Below are 24056 nucleotides of genomic sequence, written 5' to 3' on the forward strand. Positions count from 1 at the left end.
GTACCGTCGCACCTTCACGGCGCTCGACCTCAGCGGGATTTTTCGAGACCGGGAGGAGGGGACCTTCTACGACATCGTCCACTACGACGATCCCGCCCGCGAGATCGTCGCGGCGCGGCTGGCGGGTGAGATCCGCGGCGCCCTGGCGCGGGCTCGATCTCACCCTCTACTCAGACGCGTGCGCACCATGATACGAGTTGGATCAAGCAGTTAGAGCACCCTCCCGTTCGAGCTGAGTCGGATATTGAAGTTCACCTAGCGGTGCGATTTCGGGTCACTGCACCGCTCTCATGTAGGACCGGCGCACAGGCCGACCTTAAAGCTTGGATCTGCGCGAGCGCGTGGATGATGTGACAGTAGCGACCCCGCGCCTACAAGAGACACAGTCGTGACCAAATAATTTTCCAACAACGCCAATGCTGAGAGCTGCGGGCGCCGTTTAGAAACGCCCGTGAACTAGTGGTTTAGGAGTTCTTTGCTCTGGCAGCGACTTCCACACTCTTGCGAAGTTGATCAACTGCGAGATCGGCGATCAAGGCGGTCGGTACACTGTAGTTCGCGTACCAAGCGTCCTCGACCATCACGACATCTTCGTGGCGAGGCCAGGATAGCTGATCGTATCCAAGTCGGACCAGCGGCCAAAATGACATCTGGTCGAGGTGTCGGTGATCTCCGTGGCAGACGCCTGGCTTCCCAGCCAACCAAGTGAGAGGAACAAGCCCACTTCCTATTACAGCCACGAACAGGTCGCAGCGATATGCCCAGGCCAAAGTCTCAGCAAAGGGGGCATGCGTTCCGTCAATCACCTGGCACGTCGGCGCCAAACGCTCACGGATCGCCGCTGCGATCTCGGCGCAATCAGCGTATCCGTCGAGGAAAAGTACAATCCGGCGCGAAGCGTCAAGCTGCTTAAGCCGCGCCACAACTTCGACTGCTCCCTCGATCTGCTCGAGCCAAGATTTGTTGTGGGCCCGTAAATTAAAAAATAAGACGAAAGAGCCTTCAGTCGTGACATCGACGTCCGCGATCTGTCCTGGTCGTTGGCTATCGAGGACGCGTCGATTGACTCGCTCGATCTTCGCGGCCAGGGTCGCGTCGATGGCATTGCCAGTCGGCCGGACTAGAAATAGACCTCGGTTCAGAGCGATCAGAAAGAGTGCATCGGGGTCTGGCTCGACCTCGGCCACGATTGAAAGCCCATCGTCCGAAAAAATATCTCGCAGCGGCAGCCAACGCGCATCAGCGAGCAGGACTTGGGGTCGATAGCCCGCACGCAACACGCGTTCGAGGCCAGAAACTTCGTTCCAAAAATAGTGCCCCATATTGGCGATGAAGCCACTGATGCAGGTAGGTGTTTTGCCCGCCTCCCGGTAAGCCCGCGCCGCAGCGCTATGCTGCGCGCAGAGCGTCACAAAGCGACGCAAAATCGGCAAGGTCGGCTCGTAATCGGTCAACCAATGCAGACTCGCATCGTAGATTAAGATATCAAGATCGACGAACCAAACGAAGGAAAGCGCGCCTACCCATGATGTGTTCACCCCTATAATTACGTGGTGCGGCTCGTCAAATTCGTAAAATAAATTTACGACACTTTTTGGAGACAGCACCGGAAAACTGACGCGGCTCGTCATCGCTCCTGGCCCGAACAACGATGGGATAACCATCGCTCCATCGCGCAGCATATCGAGCTGGAGCGCGTTGCTGATGTCGGGATAGCCATTCATCAGCTCCGGCAGATCATCGGATTTCTGCATCAAACGGGTATTGTTGCGGGCAAACAGAAGTTGCACCGCTAACGATTGGATCCCGCCGCGCGCCAGAGCGATCTCGTGCGCGGCGACTTCGCTGTCATCCAGGAACAGGAAGCCTGGATCGGAGAAGGTGGAGTCCAGGAGGGCTTCGACCCGCAGGGAAGGCTCTTGGGCTTCGTCAGCGTTGACGCCCAATGCCGTGCGCAACTGCTGCCTGCGCAAGTCTTTCATTGACTCCGCTGGTGAAGGCACGATCTCAGCAGTCGGATCGAGGCGCCTTGTGCTGATCCCATGAATAACAAAACCAGTGCCCACGGTATGCGCGCGGATTTCAAGGCGGCTGGCGGCGGGTACCCAGCCACGCAGGGTTATGTGTCCGCGATCGAGCAGCACCGCCCGCTTCGTCAAGACTCTCCCTTCGATCCAGAGATCAAGGTAGAGCTTGGGGTTCTTCTGCCCGGTGAGCTCGACATCAATGACGACCTCGTAGAGGCCTGGCTCGACGGGCAGGTAAGGCCCATACATGGCGAAGCCGTTCGCGCCACCGGGGCAGCACAGCGCACCGGTGTCAGGCTCGTAGGCTGTGCCGAGGGCGCAGGACATCCGTGCGAGAGGCACGGGCCAGAAATCATGTGTGGGCTCTGATAGCGCCTGCACTGCCTCGTCCAAGGCGTACTCCTGAAATAGTCTCAGCTATCGCCGTCGAGTCTGTGAACTTACGGCCGCGCGGAACAGGCCTGCAGATCGCTGAGCCAAGCCTCGAGCAGCGGCAACTCCTCGCGCCCTACCAACTCAAGCGCGACCAAGCGTTCGTAGCAAGCCCGCATTCCGTCGGCGACATGCGCCGATCCCGCCCTGAGACTGACTTTGTCGAGCGCCGCTCGAATCGCTGCGTTATGGAGATAGCCCGGCACTTCCTCGGCGAAATCGCGCATCAGGTCGTGCGCGTTGCGCTCCTGAAACACCGTCGCCGCATGGAAGAGTATGCCCCAACCATTGGCGTAGGCGATCCGCTGAGCGACAAAACTACGCCAGATGTCAGTCATCCGGAACGAACAATGATAGGGAAGGTATAGTAGCGGGAACGCGTCCGGCCACCATGTGGTGTTCTGGCTGTTGAAGGGACACCACGCTCCGCGCAGGGCGATTGGCTCCGCCGCTTCGAATCGCAATGGAATGGGTAGGAGCAGCCGGTAGATTGCATCGACGTCGGGATTGTCGTCAGCCAACCCTTGTTGAATCGGACAGAATATTGTCCGGCGTTCCGTCGGCTCTGGCAAAGGTGCATTGACCTGATCGAGCGGTAGTCCCCGAGGCCATACCAGCCCCGGATGGAAATAACGGTAGACGTTGGTCCAAACTGGATGCTCGACGACTCGGGCGGTGATCTGCGCCGATCGCGGCTTCCAAAAATCAGGGCGTGGAATGTTATCATCGTCAGTCTCAATCAGGACAGTTGCCCCGCTTGAGATGGCGTGAATATAGCCGACGTTCTTCCGAGCGTAATGCTGAGTCGGTGCCTCTTTGGCGTAGCGAAATCCCGTCCGCGCCTGAGCATCGAGATCGAGATATGTCGCTCCAGACTGTACGAAGTCTGGGGGACTCTTCCTATCGCCGACAATCACGAATTCCGCAGCGAGCTGAACGGCATCGCGGGCGATCTCAGCGACCGCGCGTGTCGGATGGTTGATGCTCGTGAGGACGACGGCGTACCGGTCAGTCATGATGTACAATCGGCTGCCGATGGTGTGCCCAACACAAGGCGCAGCCTGTTCGTCGATCGAAGATTACATGCCTTCTCGTAACTTGCATGCAAGAAGCGACCCACATCCCTCGGAGAGTGCGACTCAATGGGGTCCATGCTCCGGCCAAAATTGAGCGAACTGCTGCCGCTCTTAAGCCCAAGGCGGGTCACAGCGCAATCGCCAGGGATGGCGTGCTTGATCAATTCGACTTGCGGAGCCGTGAGTTGCGCGACGAGTCGCCCTCGGTCCAACAGTCTGGTAGAGGTCGTCTCGCCGTTTTCCGAAGGCTGTTGTCATGCGATCGTTCGTCGTCCTCTGCCTTCTGCTTTTGACATCCGCAGAGGCTTCCGCGGCCTGCCGATGCGCCTGCGTCAGAGGTGCGATGCGTGCGATCTGCGAACCGACCGACCTCGTCGAGCCGATCTGCCAGGGCCTGTGTTCTGACGCCGTCCGTCCGGAATTGGTCATCACGCCCCTAGCCGGCGGCCGGCAGGCCACTGGCCCGATCCGGCCGGTGGAGCTCGGAAAGCCGACTGTGACCATTGATCCGAAGACCGGCCTTCCCGAAGACAACACGGCCTATGACATCGGCACGAACGGGTATCCCCTCGGAACCGCAGGCGTGCCGACGGGGACAAGCCAGCTTTCGGGCGGTGCGTCTGCGATCACAGGCGGGGCCGGACGCTGAAGGCGCTTCGCACCATGGCTTCTTTCAAACGTCGTCAGGCACCCTTAGTTTTTGGTGGGACGTCGCTGGATTGAGTTTGGGCTAAGAATCTTTCCATCCACGCGATGGTGCCGATCAGGCCATCCCGCAGGGGGACCTGTGGGTGCCAGCCGAGTTCCGACCGGATCAGCGCAGTGTCGAGCACGTTGGCCGGTACGTCGGCGGCGCGGCTCGGCTTGTGCACACACGGCAGGCTATCGCGTGCGAAGGCCCGCTCCAGTTCGGCGATGACCTGGTTGACGCTCAGGCCCATGCCGCTGCCGACATTCATCACCTTGTGCGGTCCATCGTAGGCGGTGGCGGCGAGGAACGCGTCGCTGACATCGTCGATGTGGAGGAAGTCGCGCACCACCTCCCCGGTCCCCCAGACCTCCAGCGGCAGCCCGGAGAGGATGCGGTAGATGTAGCTCCCGATCAGGCCCTGATGCTTGGTGCCGAGCTGAAACCGTCCGTAGGGATTGGCGATCCGCAGGATCTGGTAGTCGATCCCGTGTAGATGCCGGTACAGGTAGAGCGACTTCTCGATCATCAGCTTGCTGATGCCGTAGGCCGAGATCGGGTCGGTCGGGGCCTGTTCGGAGATCGGGATGGCGCGTGGGATCCCGTAGATCGCGCCCCCGGTGGATGAGAACACGAGCTTCTTGACCCGTGCGGAGCGGCAGATCTCGAGCAGGTGCAGAGTGGCAATCGGGGCGGCTTCAAGTTCGGCGGATGGGTCCCGGTTCGAGCTCTCCGGGATCGACCCGGCGATCAAGTGGAAGACGATGTCCTGACGTTCGACCGCGTTGGCGATGGCGAGCCGGTCGGAGAACTGGCCCGTCATCCGGGCGACGCGCCGGTCGAGGGCCTCGGGCTGGGGGTGGCTGCGGCTGAAGCAGGTGACCTCGGCACCTGCGGCAGCGAGACGGTTGCACAGGTTCAGCCCGAGGAAGCCGCCACCGCCCAGCACGAGGCAGCGCGCCCCCGCCAGAGTCGGGGCGGCTCGCGCGGAGGCCTGACCCGCAGGCGCGCCGCCGGTCATGGCGCCGGATCGCCCCCGGGCGATGCTGGCTCCTGCATCGCAATCAGATCCTCGACCAGCACCCGTGCCGTCTCCTGCAGCGCGCGCCGCGTCGGGTCCAGCGGCGCCTTTCCGTAGGCCCGGGCCGCGGCGTAGGCGGACGCGTAGGCGGCATCCCATCCGGCGGCGAGAATCCGCGGGCCGGCGGCTTCCAGCGCGTCGCGGACGGTCACCCAGGCGGCCCGATGGGCCGCATCCCAGGCCGCGTCCCGGACCTCAGGGCCCGTCTGCCGCAGCGTGAGATTCGCGACGGCCGCGCGCTTGCGGGCGCGCTTCAGGCGATCGCACAGGGACGCGAGGTCCGCGACATCTTGGAGCGCCGGCAGATCGGCCAGTTCATCCCCCTCCACGATCAGTTTGGCGAGGTGAAACCAGGCGGGCACGTGGGTCCGGACGAGCCAGTCGGCCACCCGGGCGACTCGTCGGCGCTCCAGCGCTTCCGAGCCGTGCGTCCCGACGAGCCGCGGGAGGAGGGGGCGGATCAGGGCATCGCGCTCGGCCTGAGGCAGGCCGTCGCTCCAAGTGCGGATGAACGCCGCGAGGCTCGGGGCGGTGCAGGCGGGATGGTCCGACACCGGCTCGCCAGCGATGAAGGCCACGGCCTCCATCGCGCACAAGGCGCCGCCGTCGGGATGCGCGCCCGCGGCCAGGGTGGCAACCTGGGCGACTCGATTGGGATCGATCGCCGGCTTCTCGATCCGGACCATGGCCGGCTTCCTTCTCCTCGACACCGGATGCGAAGGCCGGTTCCGGCGGACATGAGCCGCTGACGCAGAACACGCGACCGAGCGACCGGCTCGCTAATCCGTCTTCTTCACGCGGTGCGTCAGGATGATCGACAGCCAGGGCACCATCTCGTGCGCCACCTCGATCCGCAGCAGCACTTCGAGGTGCAGCGCGTAGGGCAGGGCGAACTGGAAGCCGCAGCGCGCCTCCTCTATCGTCGTCGGCATGTCCCCCGTGACAGCCGCGATGACGTCCGGCCGGTGGATATTGACGGGGATGCGCTGGACCTCACCGTCGACCTCGGCGACGAGGGTGGCCTTCTCCCGGCTCGCCGCGACGATCCATCCGGTGAAGACGACCTGCCCGTCCTGGATCTCGACCCAGACGCGATCCTGCGGCGCCTCGAGATGGGCCCGCGCGAAGGCGTCGGGCAGTTCACCCTCGAGTTCGGCGATGGTGCAGCCGACGTCGAACTTCTCGAAGCCGCGGCCCTCGCCGAAGATCGTCGCGAACCGCTTCTGGTACTGGCCGATGAGAAGGTTCTTGATGGTCTCGTCGAGACCCGACCACTGCCCCTTGGTCTGGATCGTGTAGACCGACAGGATCTCCCGCAGGAACGCGATGCGGCCCTTGTCGGCGACGTAGAGGTTCATCAGCCAGTCGGCCGCGCCCGTCTCGTCGTAGAAGGTGACCGGCACTCGGCGTAGCGCCTCGGCCCGGTAGAAGCAGGCCGAGAAGTTCGCGGTGAGCGGGGCCCGGGCGAGCACCGGGAAGCTGATCGTCCCGGTCTGATAGCGGCCCTGCTCCTCGTGAGGCATGAACGAGCCGTTCGCGACGTGGTGCAGCAGGACCCAGTTGAAGCACATATCGAGCGCCGGGTCCGTCCGCAGCATCCGCAGCTGCAGGCCGATCTTCCGGTCGGAGATCCAGTGATCGTCGCCCTCACAGAACGCGATGAACCGGCCGGTGCAGGCCTCGATGCAGTCGCGCATGTTGTGCAGCATGCCGAGGTTCCGGTCCCGGGGCCGGATGGTGATCCGGTCCGGATGGCGGGCGCGATACTCCTCGATGATCTCGGCGGTCCCGTCCGTCGACCGGTCGTCGCCGACCACCACCTGCATTCGGAATAGGCCCCGCTGGCCGAGCACTCCGTCGAGGCAGCGCCGGATGGTCCCGGCATGGTTGTAGGCCGTGACGACCACGCTGACGGTGAGCTGGTCCTCGATCCAGCCCCGAAGCGCAGCGGGGTCCTGCCGCGGCCGGCCAGGAGCGTCGAGACCGATCTCCTTCAGGGCCATCTCGGCGATGTCGGGATGGCCCTCGATCAGCTGCGCGAGGCGCGCCGGATCCTCCTCGTCGAGATAAGCCTCGGCGAGGCGCCGGAAGATGCGCTTCTGCGTGGCCTCGTACTCGGCGGCGTAGCGGCCGCCGAAATGGCCCCGCAGCTGCCGGTAGAACTCGATCTCAGACCTGCCGAGCCGCTTGTGTCGCGCCAGCACGGTGTCGAAGGCGGCCCACATGCCGCCCGCGTGCTTGCGGTACACGCCCATGACCTGGGGCAGGAACCCAATCCGGCCGACCTCGGCGTGCATCAGGTGGATGTACCAGTCGGCCGGGATGATGCCGCGGCCGATCTCCAGCCTCTCGCCACCGCGATAGCGCCAGCGGTAGAACACGCTGTTGGTCTGGATGAAGTTGTGCGCGACGAGGTCGGACAGGGACGGCTGCGGGTTGGGGTGCTCGGGATACTGCTCCTCCACCGCCGGCATGTCTTCGTAGACGACCTTCACCGGATGGTAGCACAGGGTGTATTCCGGCCGCTGCCGCATGTAGTCGAACTGGCGCTGCAGCTTGTCAGGGTCGGTCCAGTAGTCGTCGCCCTCGCAGATGGCGACGTATTCCCCCGAGACGCGCCCGGCGATGTCGTCCAGGTTCTTGACGACGCCGATATTCTCGGGCCGCAGGATCGCGACGAGGTTCGGGTGCCGTGCGGCGTACGCGGCGATGATTTCGGCGGTGCCGTCGCTGGACTTGTCGTCGCCGACGATCAGCTCAAAGGGGAAGTCCGTCCGCTGGCCCAGGATGCTGTCGAGCGTCTGGCGGATGAACGACTCCTGGTTGTAGGTGATGCACAGGACCGAGACGATCGGCTTGCCATCCTCAGAGCCAGCTTCGGCGTCGCCCTGCTGGCGCAGCCACGCGGCGAACGGGTTGACGTAGGTGCCGTCGACCGCCTCGTCCGACGTGCCTGGAAAGTCCGGCCGCGGCTGCCGGCCGAGCCTTGCGCCGTACTTCACGTAATGCTCAAGCGGGGACAGGTCGGTCAGGCCGACGTCGGGATAGCGCGCCGCGTACCAGAGGTGGTCGAACCGCCCGCTGCGGTAGATGGTCGAGAAGTCGGCCTGCCAGGGCTCTAGCTGAGGCGGGGCCGGAACGGCGGTCTCAGCGGCGGTCTGCATCGATCGTGTCCTCGCACAGGTCCCGGCCGCTGGCTGCCGTCGAGCGCAGCGAAAATTCGATCATCGCGGCGCCAGACGAACGGTACGGACCGGCGTCAGAGCGCACTCGGCGGCCGCGCCTCTGCGTAACCGTGGTTGAAGTAGTGCTGCGTCGGGTCGGCCCCGGCGCTCGCCACGTCGCCGTTGCATTTGAGGTAGAAGTCCCGGTCGAACAGGCCCGAGGTCTCCAGCCAGCGGAGCATCGTGTCCTCCCCGACCACCGGCGCGCCGTTTGGGGAGGCGGTCGAGGCCTCGTGGTAGAGCTGGACGAGCCGAGCGATGCGGGCGGCCACGTCCTTGGCGGCGGGCCGGCGAACCGACGCGGCGACGACGCTCGACTGCTCGCCCGGACGCCGCCGCTGAAGATCGGCCTCGGCCAAGCGGACCAGACGCGCGAGTTCCCCCTGCGCCTCCTTCAGGCGAGCCTGCGTCTCGGCGAGCTCTGTCCGTAGCGCCTCGACGTCCTCGCCCAAAACCCGCTCCGTCCCATCGTGGCGCCGACGGCGCCGAAGCTCCGGTAGCGCGGCGGATGCCGCATACCGGCCATCGCAGCGACCAGGCCGCGCGTCGCCCCGGGTGATACGATCGCCCCGTCAGCCCGGTCAACCCTTTCCGGGCGCCTAGTCCCGCGTGGGCGGGGCCGAGGCACTGGGTGGCGGGATCCGCCTCAGCCAGACGCCTCGCCATCGACTCGCTGGGCGACGGAGACCGACAGCCAGGGTAGGACCACGTCCTCGGCCTCGATCATGAGACGGACCTCCAGGTACCGATCGAACGGCAGCGTAAACCGGAACCCACAGCGCGCCCCATCCGCTGGTGCCGGGCCGTCGCCGAACAAGGCGGTGACCACGTCGGACCGTTGCCGATCGATGGGAAACCGATGCGTCTCGCCGCCGACCTCGGCGACGAGCGTCGCCCTGGCTCCGTAGGTCGGGACGACCCAGCCGGCGAACACCACGTGCCCGTCCTGGATCTCAGTCCCGGCGCCGGGGGCGGGCGCTTCCAGATGGGCGCGGGCGAAGTCCGCAGATAGCGCGGCGTCGCCGTCTGCGACCGTACTGACGAGCGCGTAGGGCTCGAAGCCGCGCCCTCGGCCGAAGAGGGTGGCGAAATGTCGGCGCTGGAGGTCGATTCGAGCGGTCTGGATCGCGTCGGGGCGGTCCGACCCCGATCCGCCAGCCCGAATGTCCCAAACTGAGAGGATCTCACGCAGAAACGCGATGCGGCCCCGATCGGCGACGTAGAGATCCATCAGCCAGTCGCCGGCACCGGGCTCCTCGAAAAACGCCTGCGGCAGGGTCCGCAAAGCGTCCGCGCGGTAGAGACCGCACGCGCGGTGCGCGGTGACCGGTGCGGCGGCGAGATCCGAAAAGTGGAGGCTCCCAGTCGCGAGCCGCCCCTGCGCCTCGTGCGGAAGCACAGATCCTTCCGCCGCCCGGTGCACGAGTACCCAGTTGAAGGACAGGGCGAGCTTGGGATCGCTCCGAAGGATCCGGAGCTGCTTGGCGAGCTTGCGGTCTGAGATCCAGCGGGTCTCCGCGTCGCAGAAGGCGATGTAACGGCCGTCGCAGGCCGCGATGCATTCCCGCAGGTTCCGGAGTGGGCCGAGATCCTGCGGGCGCGGGCGCACGTCGATGCGATCCGGATCGACCGACCGAAGGGCATCGACCACCGCCGCGGCAGCCTGCGTCGAACATTCGAAGCCGATGACGACCCGGAGCCGGAACAGGCCGCGCTGGGCCAGAATGCTCGCGAGGGCGGGACGGAGATCGGCGCCGGGATCGGGCGCGGTCACGATGACGCTGACGGTCAGTTGCTCCTCGAGCCACGCGCGCAGGTCATCGGCATCGCCGGCCGGCAAGCGTGCGATATCAAATCCCATCTCGCCGAGGGTGTTGTGGGCGATGTCGGGATGGTCCTCAATCAGGCTGCGCAAACCCAGCACGTCCGCCTCGTCGAGGCAGGCCTCCGCGAGGCGCACGAAGATCAGCCGCTGCGACGCCGCGAAGCTCTCGGCGAATCGGCCGCCGAAGCGACCTCGCAATTGCCGGTAGAACTCGATCTCAGACCTGCCGAGCCGCTTGTGCCGCGCGAGGTCGGACGCGTGAGCCCATATCCCGCCGGCATGCTTGCGGTACACCGCCATGACCTGAGGCAGGAACCCGATCCGGCCGACCTCGGCGTGCATCAGGTGGATGTACCAGTCGGCCGGGATGATGCCGCGGCCGATCTCCAGCCTCTCGCCACCGCGATAGCGCCAGCGGTAGAACACGCTGTTGGTCTGGATGAAGTTGTGCGCGACGAGGTCGGACAGGGACGGCTGCGGGTTGGGGTGCTCGGGATACTGCTCCTCCACCGCCGGCATGTCTTCGTAGACGACCTTCACCGGATGGTAGCACAGGGTGTATTCCGGCCGCTGCCGCATGTAGTCGAACTGGCGCTGCAGCTTGTCAGGGTCGGTCCAGTAGTCGTCGCCCTCGCAGATGGCGACGTATTCCCCCGAGACGCGCCCGGCGATGTCGTCCAGGTTCTTGACGACGCCGATATTCTCGGGCCGCAGGATCGCGACGAGGTTCGGGTGCCGTGCGGCGTACGCGGCGATGATTTCGGCGGTGCCGTCGCTGGACTTGTCGTCGCCGACGATCAGCTCAAAGGGGAAGTCCGTCCGCTGGCCCAGGATGCTGTCGAGCGTCTGGCGGATGAACGACTCCTGGTTGTAGGTGATGCACAGGACCGAGACGATCGGCTTGCCATCCTCAGAGCCAGCTTCGGCGTCGCCCTGCTGGCGCAGCCACGCGGCGAACGGGTTGACGTAGGTGCCGTCGACCGCCTCGTCCGACGTGCCTGGAAAGTCCGGCCGCGGCTGCCGGCCGAGCCTTGCGCCGTACTTCACGTAATGCTCAAGCGGGGACAGGTCGGTCAGGCCGACGTCGGGATAGCGCGCCGCGTACCAGAGGTGGTCGAACCGCCCGCTGCGGTAGATGGTCGAGAAGTCGGCCTGCCAGGGCTCTAGCTGAGGCGGGGCCGGAACGACGGTCTCAGCGGCGGTTTGCATCGATCGTGTCCTCGCTAATATCCCGACCGATTGCCGCCTTCGGTCGTTGAGAATGAGCTGCCGTAGGCTCCGTGACGCGTCACCCGCGGCGCCCGGATTTCAGGCATACCTCAGGCGCCGCGCCTTCCCTTACGTCATGATGCGGCCGGAGATGGCAGGTGATCGCGTCGCCAACTGAGCGACCGCATCGGTGACCTGGTTCGGATTGACGCGGTAGTTGGCGTGAAAGGCGTGCACGTTGCCCCTCCGCTGACTCGACTTGCCGCGCAGGAACGTGATCTGCGCCCCCCCAGACTCGACGTAGCTGGTGTAGCCTCGGAAATTGAAGCTCAGCTCCTCGTGGATGAGACCGAGGATCTGACATCCTTCCTGGGAGAAGAGCGTGTTGTTGAGGGACGAATTCGATGACCCGACGACCAGGGCTGCGGAATGGAACAGGGCGACCTGCTCCAGGAACGAGAGGGTTTCCGGATAGATCACCTCGAAGCCGAGCGGGCGCAAGCGATCGGCGATCTCCTGCTCATTCTCGAGCACGCGCTGCGTGAATGCCTTGCGCGAGATGAACAGGCGACGATCCCGCCGCTCGGACAACAGGCCACGGTCGCGCGCTCGCTGCAGGATCCGATCCCGGATCGCCCTGAAGACGTCAGCAGGCCAGATCGTATCGTAGAACGGCTGTCCGGGTTTCATGTCGAAGGGAAAGAAGGCCGGCACCGGTGCCATCCCGAGCTTACCGAACGAGACGGGCTTCGCGGGCAGCTTGATCACCGGCCGGTTGCGGGTGTCGAGCAGTGCCAGGATCTCCTCGTGGGTGCCCGGCATGTGGTCGTCGATGCAGAGCGGGATCCCATCCGGGCAGCGCGGATCGTTGTAACAGATCATGCGCGGCACGAACTCGCTGAACCAATGTCCGTAGTTGCGACTCTGGAGACCGAACATGACCAGCCCGGCCTCGATCCGCTCGGCGTTCTCGGGAAGCTCGATCAGGGCATGGGTTTGGCCGAACGCCGCCATCATGATCTGATCGAGATTTACTCCATCCTGGATCAGGATGTCCTTGCGCCGCGGATGCGCAGCGACGTCGTAGACGACGCGCTTGTCTGCAACGACGACGTTGCTTCGCGGGAAGGCATGCGCCTCCGACACGAAGGCAAGGTACAGCGGCGGCATGTCGAGATCGCCCGCCGTCGACGAGAGAGGCGGCGGCGGCTCCCAGAATTTCAAGCGGGGAGCAGTGATCCTGCGGCCGGGCAGGATTTCGACATAGCTTGCTCCGCCGGCTTCGAAGAGAGATTTGACCGAGACAACTTCGTGGGCGGCAAGCGGGCCAGAACCATACACGTGCCTGGTCCGTTCATGAAGCGCGATTGCCTTGTCGTATTGCCCCGCGTCAAGCAAGTCGTAGAACTGCAAGCGGCGCAGATTTTTGATCTTGAGCTCGAGCGAATCACCATCGGGCGTAAGCGCCTCGCCGCCGTCTTGGTCTCGCACGATCCGCGCAAGCAGGTAGCAGCCCACGGCACCAGACACATCGCCGCTCAGCTCGTACTGCCACGCGAGATCAATCAAGAACGAGAGCCTATTATGGCCAAGATTTTGGCCCGCAACCTTGGCTCGCTGCAGGTCGTCTAGCAGGGGCACGACCGTATCGAATTCACCGCGTCGACACAGGTCGAGGATACGTGCACGGATCGCAGCAAGATGATAGCGAGGTGCTCGCGCTTGAGCTATCCGCGCGGCAAGCGCGTAGGCCTGGGCAGCGAGTCCTATACTACCCTCGGCTTCGAACCGAAATCCGAGGGTCTCCAGGTGCTGGGCGACGACGTCATCTGGTTCTGCAACGCTCACGGCTCGATCGAGGGCATCTAATCCCTCCTGCGTTCCGGATCGGGCAGCCTGGATCAGGGTCTGCCGAAAAGCCTCGACCATCATTGTCGACCGTTTAGGTGGGAGCGGAACTAGGACCGGAACTGTCGCGCGCCCTCAGCACGACGACAGAGCCTGCTCGGCACATCTGCAAACCTGCGCAATCTGTTCCGGCGCAATCGTCGGGAAGAACGGCACTCCGATTGCGGTCTTGGCAACGCCGTCCGTCGCGGCAAGGCCATCATGTGGGCAGGTGGCGAAGGTCGGGTGCGCGTGGCAGCCACTGCCGTACCAGCGCCGCCACTGAATTCCGGATTGGTCGAAGGCTGCGGTCACAGTGGCGACGACACGGGCGTCGACGATCGCGTTGGCGGTCATGGTCAACCAGTCACGACCGAAGCCCGCCTGCATTGAAACGCCGATCCGCGCGAATCCTGCCACGTAGGCCAGCGAAACCTCGCGCAGGCGGGCGATACGCGCGTCAAGGTCGTCGAAGACGGCGAGACCCACGGCGGCCGCGTATTCGGAGATCCGGTAATTTCCGCCGCGCATCTCCGAAACGCGGCTGCCGGCCGAGAAGCCGAAGCCCGTCATCGCGGTGATCGCCGCCGCCATCGCGGCATCACGCGTGATGATCGCGCCGCCTTCCCCGATCCCAAGCGCCTTGGTGGCATGCAGGCTGACGCACAGGGGTTGCGCGCCGACATGCCGGAGGTTCAACGCGGCCGCGGCGGCATCGAAGATCACCGGCACGCCGTGCTCCGCCTCGAACGTCTCCCAGGCACCGACCTCGATCGGAGCTCCGCATGGGCTCACGACGATGACCGCCGCTACATCGCCGGGATTGGCCCGCAGGGCGCGCGCCGCGATCTCCGGCGTCAGCGCCAGGGTTTCCGGATCGACGTCGGTGAAGTACGGCGTGAGCCCGACGTTGGCTGCCGCGTGTGCCGTGGCGATGAAGGTCCAGGACGGCATGACGCAGTAACGGCCGGTGCGGCCCGCGCCGCGGTAGCGCAGGGCGAGTTCGATCGCCGCCGTACCATTGCTGGTCAAGGCCGCGTGGACCGGGCCGTCGCCACTCTGGGCGCCGATGAACTCGCAGAGCCGGGCCGTGAACGCGTTGGTGAGAGGTCCGTAGTTGCTGTAGATATGAGCCTCGTCGATCCGGCGCAGGTAGGGGACGATTGCATCCGTCTCCGGGAGGCTCGGAATTAGTACGGGGATCATCGCTCGGATACGCCTTCCCTCGTTCGCCGTCGTCATGGTGCGATTCAGCGGCGCGGGCCGCTATACATGTCCGCGGGGTGGTGCGGAAGGCGCGCGTCATTAGGCGACCTGACCGGCGAAGCCGAACGCGCGGATTGGCCGGTGACGCCGGCCCGCTCTATCCGCAGCAGAATGCTGTAACAGTCTATCGCTGAAGTTGCATCGCAACTCGCGACGGGACAGAGAAAAGGACCTCTGTCCTATTTGCATCACGATGTCTCGAAGCTGACTTGCGGTGGCCATCGGACGCTCGCCAGAGCAGGCGGCTTCCGCTACCGGTCAACTTGCGGCCCTCGCGCGGGCGACGCGACGGGGCAGGAGGGCAATGTGCGTCCGACCGCGGCATTCTTGGACTTGGTCAAGAGCATTGATAGCGGCAACGCATCTCGGGTCGTCAGTGAGCTCGCTGCAATCTTAGCCGGGGGTATTGCCCCCGCCCTGCGCGCGAAGCTGATCGTTCAGCACCTCGAGACGTTGGCCTTCCGTCTGGAAGGCTGCGATCTCTTTCTGGAAGCCGCGCAGGTCTTCAATCTGGTCGCCACAGTCGATGCGGAGAACAGCGAGCGCTGGCGCGCGGCTGCCGTCACCGTCGGCCTCCAGAGCCTATGCGAGCGGCGGCGCTTCGGCGAGGCTGCCGCGTTCGTCGCCGCTCTGCGGCAGGACGGGGGTTCGGACTCGAAGATCGCTCACGGCGTCGAGATCCTGATGCGTCTCGCCTGGCACTACGAGTGTCGATACCAGACCGAGGCCTCGGTGCAGTGCTATCGGCTGGCGCACGAATTAAGCGGCGGCGGTCACGGGATCTCGACGGTCGACGGACACAGCCTAGGAAGCAAGATCCGCGCCATCCGGATCCTTCAGATGGGCTTGCTGGCGGAGGAGAGTCTACACGCGGAAGCGGCCACTCTGCACGAACAGACGCGCGGCTTGCTTGGCCTCGAGCCGGCACGCATCTACGACATCCTGTCGGCGCGCGAGGCGGCCACCGACGGCGGTGGCGTCTACCACGAAGTGCGGCCCGGCCGATGGATCCAAGAGCCTGAGATCAGATTCCTTGATGGTCCGGTGACTCTCATATCCCGGGTCGGCTCCCTGGATGCGCCGCCCCAGTATGTGGCGCTGTTCCGGGATTGTCTGGCGTTCCCGCGCAGCAACGTCGTACTTCAGGGCGATCGCCTGATCTACGACTTGGCCGCCCACCCTCACAGCAGCACCTTCGACATCCGCGACGGCGTCAATCCCGACCAAATCATGGTTGCCGTCTACGGTAGCGGCCGTGCGCTGGTCGTCGCGCCCCCCGAAGTGCGTCCGATCGAGGCTGGCCTGATGATGTTCGGCCTCCAGAGCCGGAACTATGGCCACTGGCTGCTGGAATTCGCCGGGCGCATGCTGTGCTTCAACGATCCTGCCTGCCCGGCCGGGTTTCCGATCTGCATCGACGACGACATGCCGGAAACCCACCGGCAGATCATCGAACTGCTCGACGAGCGCGACCGGCCGGTGCTGCCGCTGCCCGCGGTGCCGGTCCGCGTCGGGGACCTCGGCATCGCTCCGGCGCCGACGCTGCTGCCGTTCGACACGCGTAGCGGCCATCCGGTCTACGATGCCGTCTGGCCGCGGGACGTCCTCGGTGACCTGCGCTCCAAAGTGCTCGGACGGCTCGGCGAGCGCGGCGTCGATTTGCGCCGGCGTGGGCGTCGGATCGTGCTCTCGCGGCGAGGTTTCGTCCAGCGCCAGCTGCTGAACGAAGCGGAGATCGTCGGCGTCCTGCAGCTACACGGGTTCGAGGTCGTCCATCCGGAGACCCTAACCTTCGCCGAACAGATCGCCACCTACCACGCCGCAGATATCGTCGTCGGATCGGCGAGCTCAGCGCTGACCAACTGCATCTTCTGCCGGCCCGGAGCCAAGGTCGTCGCCCTGATCCATGAGAGCCTGTCGTTCAACTTCCGCGGCTATACCAGCATGATCGAGTCGAGCGGCGCGGATCTGCTGTTCGTGCGCGGTACCACCCAGCACGGGGAGGCGGTGCATCCGTTCCACGCTAACTACACGGTCACGCCAGAGAAAGTGCTCCGCGCCATCGAGGAGGTTTGCCGCGCGTAGGCTGTCGCCGGGGCGGGGAGGGCAGGCCGCGAACGTAATCGTCCAACACACAGCCTTGTCTGCGGCCGGCGTCCTCAACGGGTACCGCGCGGATCTGGGACCCTGCTTTCCGTGCAGCCAGTCGGCCCGCCTGGTGAGATCAGCCCTCGAACGGCGATCGCGCAGGCTGGCTCAGCAGGCTGGCTCAACCGCGGCGCAGGATGCGGGCAGGGTTGCCGACGACCCTGTGCCCCGGGAGAACGTCTCGAATGACAACCGCGCCCGCACCGACCAGGGCGTGTGCACCGATGCGAATCCCCGGAATCACAGAGGCGCCGGTACCGAGAAAGGCACCCTCCTCGATGATGACGTGTCCGGCCAAATTCACGCCCGGACTTAGGGTTGCAAAATCGTCGATCCGGTTGTCGTGCGCGATGGTGGAGCCTGGGTTCACCAGCACATGTGCGCCGAGATGCGCATCCGCCGTTATGGAGGCGTGACCGAGGATCATGGAGCCCTCGCCCACGCTGCTGCTCGCGCCGATCAGCACGGCGGGGTCAATGATCGAAGCGAAGCGTGCTCCGATCGATCGCAGGCGTTCGACTGCCCGTGCCCTGGCCTTGGGCTCACCCAGCGCAACAACAAAGCGAAGGCTATCATCGCCCGCGAAGTCGTGGATGTCCCGAGAAACCGGGCGATCGTGAAGGCTGTCCGCGGCGGCGATATCGGGATCGACGAGGCACGCGACAAACTCGATCTCATGTCCGACCGCATGCAGTCGCGAGAGCACAACCAGTATTTCGCGCGCTAGCGCGCCCGCACCGAACAGGACGAGTCGCTCTATCTGTGATTTCGCCTGGCTCATAAGACGCCTTCGACGAGATCAAGGGACTCTGGACCGATCGCTATCGCACCGCACTTCTCGGCGACGTCGAGCCGCTCGCGGTACGAATCGTCGATGAACATAGCTTCCGAGCCTTGCACGGAGTTCGATTTCATCTCGCCATTTCTGAGGTGGATGATCTCATCGAAGAACCCACACAGCCCAAATTGTTCAAGCTTCTCCTCCACGACCCCGTCGTGCCTCGTCAGAAGAACAACCTTCATTTTCTTATTAAACTTCGCGCCATACAGGATACCCACCAAGCGATGATTTATTGTACTGCCATCTATAACAAGCGTATCGTCAAAATCGACATATAAAACACTGATTTTTGATTCGACGATCGTCTTAACATAGAGAGCACGATCATACACGAATTTGAAATTTAATGGCGATTGAAGTCTTATTGATTGACCGGACAATTGATGAAGCCAAGCATCCGTGAAATTGATGCCGCGTACCCGCTGAAATCCAGAAGAACCTGCGATTCTGTTTGCGACCTCAAGCAACTTGTATTGCCCATCGGCATCTTTTTTCATTTGAAAAAACCAGGCCCCCGCCAATTGCAAGGCTTCTGAAATTTCACTCGCAAGACGGGGCAATTCATCATCGTCGACCTGTCGGGATCGGACGGAGATGCCGCCCGTCGTGCGGACCCGGCTGCGGGCGCCCGCGAAGAGGACCCGACTCGACGAGTCGGAGAAGCAATCGACCGTCACTTCTTCACCCGTCAGCAATTCTTGAACGATGATATTCCCGTCCGAAGCGCGGATCCGATCAAGCTCCTCTCGATCATGGATGATCTTGACGCCTCGCGAGCCTTGACCGCGATCGGGCTTGCAGAAGACCGGAAATATTTCTTCACCCGGTGCATAGACCTGCGGCGCGGGAACCACGCCCTTTAATTTCGCAATCGTACTTGATTTTAACTTCAAGATCTCCGCTAAGTCCGGCCTCGGCCCCACGACGATGGCGCCCTCGACGCGGCCGGCGAGCCGGAATAATGCTTCATCATGCGCCGGAATGACGAAATCGATGTTTAGATCCCTAACTAAATTCTGCACGGAATCTATGAAGTTCGGATCGACTACGAACGGTACAAAGTGACATTTATTCTTCAGTAGTATTTCGGAATGATCTTTAACGGAATTTCCACCGTAGACATCCCAGAATTTCGAGAACCGCAGACTCTCGATAACCTCGTGCGCGATCTCTGTTCCGGCCGGAACAACCAAAATCCTCTTCTTCATCGATCACTCCAGGTCAAATAGAAAATTGCCGTTTACTACCATGCGGCACCTTCAACCTTCCGGCGCCCTCAGGCGCTTCGCTGCGCAGCGATCAGGGTGACGATTGAGAACACGGTGAGCCGTGATGGTGTGGTACGGGTGATGGCCTTGATCGGCAACAGCCGGATGCGCCAGAGGCATGGCAGGCCTACGTCGTGAAGGCTGGAGCGCAGGATGGCTACCGAGGCGCTCACCGACGCAGTCCGCTTTGACAGCGGACGGCTCGGCGGGTCTGCCTACAGGACAGACCTTCTGAGGCTCGGATTTCGGCCTACCGTCGGCCTCATATCCAGTAGCAGACGGTAGCGGCGAGGCAGACGGCAGCGAGGTATTTGCGGGCTAGCCGGTCGTAGCGGGTGGCGATGCGGCGGCTGTCCTCAGGCGGCGGAATCTTCGCGTGCGCGTCCTCTACTTGTTTCGTCGATCCGATCGTTCGCCCGTGTCGCGGCGAATGACGCCACCGCCGATCAGCCGCTTGAACGGGCTCGCTTTGCTGCCTGGTAAAGCGCACCGATGAGGATTTGCAATTCCTGCATGCCGGTCGCGCACTCGTCGGACCCGTGCGATCACGCCGACATCGACCACTGTCTTGGCTGCGTGGCAGGGTCGACACAGCACCTGGCAGTTCTCCAGTGAGGCGTCCTCTTTCAGCGCGGCCGGGACGATGTGATCGTAATGGAATCGCCCGACCTGAAGTGAGCACGGACAGCGATCGCCATCCGTGAGAAGGCCCTCGCAGCGGCCTTCAGCTCGGGCGAGGGCAGCGCGCAGCACCGCCTTGCTGAACTCCCGGCGTGCCATCACGCTACTTCCGCAGCAGAGGTGTCAGTGGGGCCGCCGAGATCAGCCGCGACCGCGATGCGCTCAGGCGCTGTCTCGGCCAATCGATAAGTGTGCAGTTCACGCGCGCCTAGTTTGGCACAGGCCGCGAGCCAGCCGAGAAAGCCGGGATCTCCCGCTTCACAGGCGCGAGCAGCGACGATTGAGGCCTGCCCTCGCGAATTTCGAGTGACGACGAGGACGACTGCAGCTTGCTCGGCGGTGAGATCAGGGGTGTCGAGTGGCTGGACGACCACGACGTATCGCCGGCTTGAGTGCCCGCGCCAAACACTCATGGCGAGAGCGGGAGCGCCACGCAGGCCGGCGTTCGAGCGCAGGCGCTCCTCGCGCACCGGTGAGCGGACGGCGCGATCAGCCTTCAACTCGCGCAGGGCGGCCGCCCACGAGATGTTGCGGTTCGACATGGCCGCCCTCATGCGCTGAGCGGGAGGACGGCGACACGCGGTTCGTTAGACGGCCGCGAGTGCAATTGTGTGGATGAGGTGGATCCAGCAGGGCAGGAGGCCGGTCGAAAAGCCGCGGGGACCGAGGGGAGGGTCTGAATGTGGCCCTGAGTAAGAGAAGGCATGCTGTGCTCCGGGTCGTCGGCGAGACCTGCCCCCGCCACCAACCCGACCCCGCTGTCGGCCCTTGGGACCGGCGGGGTTAAGGCATGCACACCGCTGCCTTCCGGCGCGCTGACCACTCAGCGTCAGCCCACGGGCATGAACCAGCCCCGGCCACAGGTCACAGCGGCTAGGTCACCAGCGATCGACTTACCGCCACGGACGCCTACCGCGCGGGTGCGACATAATGAACGCAAGACCATTGCGTGGCAGCTTAGCTCCCTGACTCATTGGACTTACCAAACGGGCTCTGAGTGCGTCGCTCCGTGAGCATTGACGCTCCTTTTTCCGCAGCAGTCCAGTCGGGATCGACATCAAACGTCGTTGTCAGCGCAAATCTTCACGACGGATTTGAAATAGTAATTTCGCAACTGATCACGAGCCACCGCGTGAGCAAAAACGTGATGGCTTCACGAGCGGAGGCCACAGCCGGAGTTTAGCTAAGCTTCGACTTATGATGCCTTCACAGTCCAAGAGCACTCTCGATAGGTTGGCCCGGCATTACGGTGCCGGAACAATCCAATCCGCTTAGCACTACTTTGGCAGAAAGGCGTATAGACCTAAGAACGGGTCGAAGGCGGATAATTATTCGCATCAGCGGTTACCTAAGGTAATCGAAAAGAGCGGCGTTTTGGCGGCATCGCCTCCCGTCAGGTAGCGCGACGCCGACACCCCGAAGGGGACTGCCAAAGTAGTGTTAGAGGCTGTTACGGACCTGCGGCTGCACCAGTTTTGGAAGGATGCAGTCCTGTCGCGCCTATCCGTCCGATGTCAGCAATGAAGAGTGGGCGCTGGTCGTCCCCTACCTAACCTTGCTGCCCGAGACTGCCGCCCACCGCGAGCACGGTCTGCGGGAGGTGCTCAATAGGCTGCGCTAAGTGGTGCGATACGGCGTGGCTTGGCGTGCGATGCCCCACGACCTGCCGCCCTGGCATGCCGTGTACGACCAAGCCCAACGCTGGCTGCGGGTGGGTTGCTTTGAGAGCTTGGTCCATGACCTGCGTGCCGTGCTGCGCTTGTCTTCGGGCCGTGCCGAGGAGCCCTCAGCCGTGGCGCTCGACAGCCGGACGCTGCGTTCTACGCCCGAGAGTGGTGCCCGCGCCGCCTGGGACGGCCACAAGCGCACCCGTGGCTCGAAGCTGCACGCGGCCGTCGATACACTCGACCAAGTGCTAGCCCTGCACGTTACACCGGCCAACGCCGATCATCGCGCTGCTGTGGCCACGTCGGCTGATACCGTGGAGGAGGCAACTGGCGACAGCGTGAACCTCGCCTACGTCGATCAGGGCTACACGGGTGAGCGCGCAGCCAAGGCAGCCTCCGCTCACGGCATTGCCCTGAAGGTCGTGAAGCTACCAGAGGCCAAGCGCGGCTTCATGCCGCTGCCACGCCGTTGGGTCGTCGAGCGCGCCTTCGCCGGGGCCACGCGTTTCCACCGATTGTCCCGTGGCTACGAACTCCTGGCCGCTACCCTGGCCGGCTTGCACCTCGTCGCCTTCAGCGTCCTGCTTCTACGCAGGGCTACCGACTTCGCAGCAGTCTGTAACAGCCTCTAGCGATTGAGGGCTCGCACCGTCGCCGCCATACGCTCTTGTTACTTGGAGCGGTCCACAGCGCATGGTATGATAATTGATATTAATCCCATGCTCGAATCAGTAAGATTTCATTCTGGATAACTGCCGGATCGATGCGGAGCCTGCGATGGGAAAAAAAATACATTTAGTTGATAGCTCAATATCAAGCGACAGCAGCAGGTTCGATAAGCTATCTAGCCGCGGCTCCGGTGATATCACGATCAAGATCGCCGCGTCTTGTAATGGCAATGCTCAGGCCGTGGCCGATATTCAGAAATCTTTAGGATCGGACAAAATCGACGTATTGATTATCTATGGTCATGGTGCTCCGGGGGTGCAGGGCGTCGCCATGGGCAAGGATAGCGCCGGAGTGAAAGAAAACTCTGCGATCACGCTGAAAGCCGTGACTGACGAGAAATCCTCCTGGATGTCTCTTCGCCCCTATTTTTCTAAGGAGGGGGCCGTCGTTTTGAAAGGATGTAATACCGGCAGAGGTCAGAAGGGCGACGAACTGATGCTCGCGCTTGCCAAAGCTTTCGGAGTGCCCGTGACGGCCTCGGACTGGTATCAATTGGTCGGAAGAACCGACGTCGTTGGAAATATTAGAACGGCTTATCCCAGCGGGAAGATTAGCGAGGACAAGGCGAGCGGCCTGGTTAACCTGAGCGCCGTGCCCGTGATCGAGGCGATAGCCATTCTCGGGGCGCAGATGTTTGGCAATCCCTGAAATTTCGGTAATTGTCCGTCGTCAAGTATTTTGAGACGATTGAGGCCCGTCAGAAATGCTGGTTCTGGTTCACCTGGGTTGAGAGGTGACGCAACCTCTTTGGCCGAACCGGCGTCACTTCGGGGAAGAGCGCTCTAGAGCGTATTACGGGCCTGAGCTAAACCGACAGTGCCACAAGAATATTATTTACATCCGTTATTGATTTCGATGCATGGTGGCAGGCACTTGCGCCCAGGTTCGTAACACGCTCTAGCACTACTTTGGCAGAAAGGCGTATAGACCTAAGAACGGGTCGAAGGCGGATAATTATCCGCATCAGCGGTTACCTAAGGTAGTCGAAAACAGCGGCGTTTTGGCGGCATCGCCTCCCGTCAGGTAGCGCGACGCCGACACCCCGAAGGGGACTGCCAAAGTAGTGCTAGCTGTTTGGTTGCGGAACGTCATTGGGATGCGGCGCGTTGGGTGATCAAAGCCTATGCGTGGCGGTTCGACGGTGTGCGCCGCCGTGCTGCCAGGAGGGAGCGCTGATGCTCGCCATCCACCCGCAGGCCCGCACAACCCCAGCCGTGCGCGCCGAGATCGCCCGCTCACACGAGAGCTCCGGCGTGCTGGCCAAACGCTACGGCGTGTCCACCGAGACCATCCGTAAGTGGCGCAAACGCGGTCCCGATGCGTGTCAGGACCGCTCGGCGCGTCCCCACAAGCTCGCGTGGCGCGCCAGCGATGAGGAGCGCGCCATCGTGTGCGCGCTCCGCCGCGCCACCGGCTTTCCCCTCGACGCGCTGACTTTCGTCGTCAGCCACTTCTTGCCACACCTGAACCGGGATGCGGTCTACCGCATCCTCAAAGCCGAGGGCCTCAATCGGCTGCCGCCGGCCGAGAAGGCCCGCAAACCAAACGGCAGCTTCAAGGACTACGAGGTCGGCTTCATCCACGTCGACGTGAAGCGCCTGCCCAAGTTGCAAGACCGCGACCGCGTCTCGCGCAAACGCTACCTGTACGTCGCTATCGACCGCGCCACCCGCTATGTGCATCTCGCCGTCAAGGACGACGAGACCACCGCCTAGGCAGTGGCCTTCCTCACGGATGCCCTCGGGGCCTTTCCGTTCAAGGTCACGCACGTGCTCACTGACCGCGGCTCCTGCTTCATGGCCGATGCGTTTGAGGCCGCCTGCGCGCGGCACGGTGTGCAGCATCGCAAGACGCGTCCCTACACACCCAAAACAAACGGCATGGTGAGCGCTTCAACGTAAGCGCTGTCCTCAGGCCACGGCTTTGAGGGCCGGCGTTGGCTGGTAAGCCCATGGCAGCAGATCATCGAGGTGCCGCTGCCGATGGCCCTCGACGATGCGGGTGATG

General features: G+C 63.5%; 18 protein-coding genes and 4 pseudogenes. 7 read left to right on the top strand and 15 right to left on the bottom strand.

Features of this window, described 5'->3' with window-relative positions:
* A pseudogene (locus MFF58_RS28930) lies at nucleotides 1-214 on the top strand (GDSL-type esterase/lipase family protein); the annotation flags it as partial.
* Nucleotides 215-464: 250 nt separating this feature from the next.
* On the opposite strand, the gene MFF58_RS28935 reads toward MFF58_RS28930, so the two are convergent.
* Together MFF58_RS28935 and MFF58_RS28940 are read right to left on the bottom strand one after the other, a co-directional pair.
* Entirely contained in the window at nucleotides 465-2420 is a 1956-nt protein-coding gene (locus tag MFF58_RS28935) for a glycosyltransferase family protein (RefSeq protein ID WP_238293360.1), read from the bottom strand.
* Nucleotides 2421-2467: 47 nt separating this feature from the next.
* Nucleotides 2468-3475 carry an STELLO glycosyltransferase family protein gene (locus MFF58_RS28940; RefSeq protein WP_238293362.1) on the bottom strand — a complete coding sequence of 336 codons (1008 nt, stop codon included), beginning with the start codon at nucleotides 3473-3475 and terminating at the stop codon, nucleotides 2468-2470.
* 403 nt (nucleotides 3476-3878) lie between these two features.
* Here MFF58_RS28940 and MFF58_RS28945 point away from each other — a divergent pair, with 403 nt between their 5' ends.
* Nucleotides 3879-4184: a hypothetical protein gene (locus MFF58_RS28945; RefSeq protein WP_238293364.1), complete on the top strand. Its 306-nt coding sequence runs from the start codon at nucleotides 3879-3881 to the stop codon at nucleotides 4182-4184.
* Between the two features lie 34 nt (nucleotides 4185-4218).
* On the opposite strand, the gene MFF58_RS28950 is transcribed toward MFF58_RS28945, so the two are convergent.
* From MFF58_RS28950 to MFF58_RS28975, 6 genes are all read right to left on the bottom strand, one after another.
* On the bottom strand, nucleotides 4219-5244 hold the full coding sequence (locus MFF58_RS28950) for an NAD-dependent epimerase/dehydratase family protein (protein ID WP_238293366.1): 1026 nt from the start codon (nucleotides 5242-5244) through the stop codon (nucleotides 4219-4221).
* The gene (locus MFF58_RS28955) at nucleotides 5241-5990 is read right to left on the bottom strand and encodes a hypothetical protein (RefSeq protein ID WP_238293368.1); all 750 of its coding nucleotides are present in this window, start codon (nucleotides 5988-5990) and stop codon (nucleotides 5241-5243) included. Before MFF58_RS28955 ends, MFF58_RS28950 begins: the two co-directional genes overlap by 4 nt.
* A gap of 93 nt (nucleotides 5991-6083) precedes the next feature.
* A complete protein-coding gene (locus MFF58_RS28960; protein WP_238293370.1) occupies nucleotides 6084-8468 on the bottom strand; it encodes a glycosyltransferase family 2 protein in 2385 nt (794 codons plus the stop codon).
* Nucleotides 8469-8563: 95 nt separating this feature from the next.
* Nucleotides 8564-8980 carry a hypothetical protein gene (locus MFF58_RS28965; RefSeq protein ID WP_238293371.1) on the bottom strand — a complete coding sequence of 139 codons (417 nt, stop codon included), beginning with the start codon at nucleotides 8978-8980 and terminating at the stop codon, nucleotides 8564-8566.
* Nucleotides 8981-9174: 194 nt separating this feature from the next.
* Complete coding sequence (locus MFF58_RS28970; RefSeq protein WP_238293373.1) at nucleotides 9175-11562, bottom strand: glycosyltransferase family 2 protein; 2388 nt, start codon at nucleotides 11560-11562, stop codon at nucleotides 9175-9177.
* 129 nt (nucleotides 11563-11691) lie between these two features.
* Nucleotides 11692-13203, bottom strand: a complete 1512-nt coding sequence (locus MFF58_RS28975; protein WP_238293375.1) for a glycosyltransferase family 61 protein — start codon at nucleotides 13201-13203, stop codon at nucleotides 11692-11694.
* Nucleotides 13204-13284: 81 nt separating this feature from the next.
* On the opposite strand from MFF58_RS28975, the gene MFF58_RS28980 reads away from it, so the two are divergent.
* Nucleotides 13285-13431, top strand: a complete 147-nt coding sequence (locus MFF58_RS28980; RefSeq protein ID WP_238293377.1) for a hypothetical protein — start codon at nucleotides 13285-13287, stop codon at nucleotides 13429-13431.
* 114 nt (nucleotides 13432-13545) lie between these two features.
* Here the strand turns inward: MFF58_RS28980 and MFF58_RS28985 are convergent, their stop codons facing one another.
* On the bottom strand, nucleotides 13546-14691 hold the full coding sequence (locus MFF58_RS28985; RefSeq protein ID WP_308445490.1) for a DegT/DnrJ/EryC1/StrS family aminotransferase: 1146 nt from the start codon (nucleotides 14689-14691) through the stop codon (nucleotides 13546-13548).
* A 330-nt stretch (nucleotides 14692-15021) separates the two neighbouring features.
* On the opposite strand from MFF58_RS28985, the gene MFF58_RS28990 reads away from it, so the two are divergent.
* The gene (locus MFF58_RS28990) at nucleotides 15022-16800 is read left to right on the top strand and encodes a glycosyltransferase family 61 protein (RefSeq protein WP_238293379.1); all 1779 of its coding nucleotides are present in this window, start codon (nucleotides 15022-15024) and stop codon (nucleotides 16798-16800) included.
* A gap of 184 nt (nucleotides 16801-16984) precedes the next feature.
* Here the strand turns inward: MFF58_RS28990 and MFF58_RS28995 are convergent, their stop codons facing one another.
* The 6 genes and pseudogenes from MFF58_RS28995 to MFF58_RS29020 all read right to left on the bottom strand — a co-directional run bounded on the left by MFF58_RS28995 (nucleotide 16985) and on the right by MFF58_RS29020 (nucleotide 20195).
* Nucleotides 16985-17644 carry an acetyltransferase gene (locus tag MFF58_RS28995; RefSeq protein ID WP_238293381.1) on the bottom strand — a complete coding sequence of 220 codons (660 nt, stop codon included), beginning with the start codon at nucleotides 17642-17644 and terminating at the stop codon, nucleotides 16985-16987.
* Nucleotides 17641-18912, bottom strand: a complete 1272-nt coding sequence (locus MFF58_RS29000; RefSeq protein ID WP_238293383.1) for an ATP-grasp domain-containing protein — start codon at nucleotides 18910-18912, stop codon at nucleotides 17641-17643. Before MFF58_RS29000 ends, MFF58_RS28995 begins: the two co-directional genes overlap by 4 nt.
* Nucleotides 18913-18980: 68 nt before the next feature.
* Complete coding sequence (locus tag MFF58_RS29005) at nucleotides 18981-19145, bottom strand: hypothetical protein (RefSeq protein WP_238293385.1); 165 nt, start codon at nucleotides 19143-19145, stop codon at nucleotides 18981-18983.
* An 89-nt stretch (nucleotides 19146-19234) separates the two neighbouring features.
* Nucleotides 19235-19330, bottom strand: a pseudogene (locus MFF58_RS29010) (IS5/IS1182 family transposase); the annotation flags it as partial.
* A 29-nt stretch (nucleotides 19331-19359) separates the two neighbouring features.
* Nucleotides 19360-19752 (bottom strand): HNH endonuclease signature motif containing protein, encoded by a 393-nt coding sequence (locus MFF58_RS29015; protein WP_238293392.1) that lies wholly within the window; start codon nucleotides 19750-19752, stop codon nucleotides 19360-19362.
* Nucleotides 19752-20195: a hypothetical protein gene (locus MFF58_RS29020; protein ID WP_238293387.1), complete on the bottom strand. Its 444-nt coding sequence runs from the start codon at nucleotides 20193-20195 to the stop codon at nucleotides 19752-19754. The genes MFF58_RS29015 and MFF58_RS29020 overlap by 1 nt, the downstream gene beginning before the upstream one ends.
* Nucleotides 20196-21136: 941 nt before the next feature.
* Here MFF58_RS29020 and MFF58_RS29025 point away from each other — a divergent pair.
* The 3 genes and pseudogenes from MFF58_RS29025 to MFF58_RS29035 form a co-directional block, all read left to right on the top strand.
* Nucleotides 21137-21952 (top strand): annotated as a pseudogene (locus tag MFF58_RS29025) (IS5 family transposase).
* Nucleotides 21953-22097: 145 nt separating this feature from the next.
* Nucleotides 22098-22697, top strand: a complete 600-nt coding sequence (locus MFF58_RS29030) for a DUF4347 domain-containing protein (protein ID WP_238293388.1) — start codon at nucleotides 22098-22100, stop codon at nucleotides 22695-22697.
* A 527-nt stretch (nucleotides 22698-23224) separates the two neighbouring features.
* Nucleotides 23225-23935 (top strand): annotated as a pseudogene (locus tag MFF58_RS29035) (DDE-type integrase/transposase/recombinase); the annotation flags it as partial.
* Between the last annotated feature and the right edge of the window lie 121 nt (nucleotides 23936-24056).

It is taken from the genome of Methylobacterium longum, assembly GCF_022179385.1.
GTDB classification, from domain to species: Bacteria; Pseudomonadota; Alphaproteobacteria; order Rhizobiales; family Beijerinckiaceae; genus Methylobacterium; species Methylobacterium longum.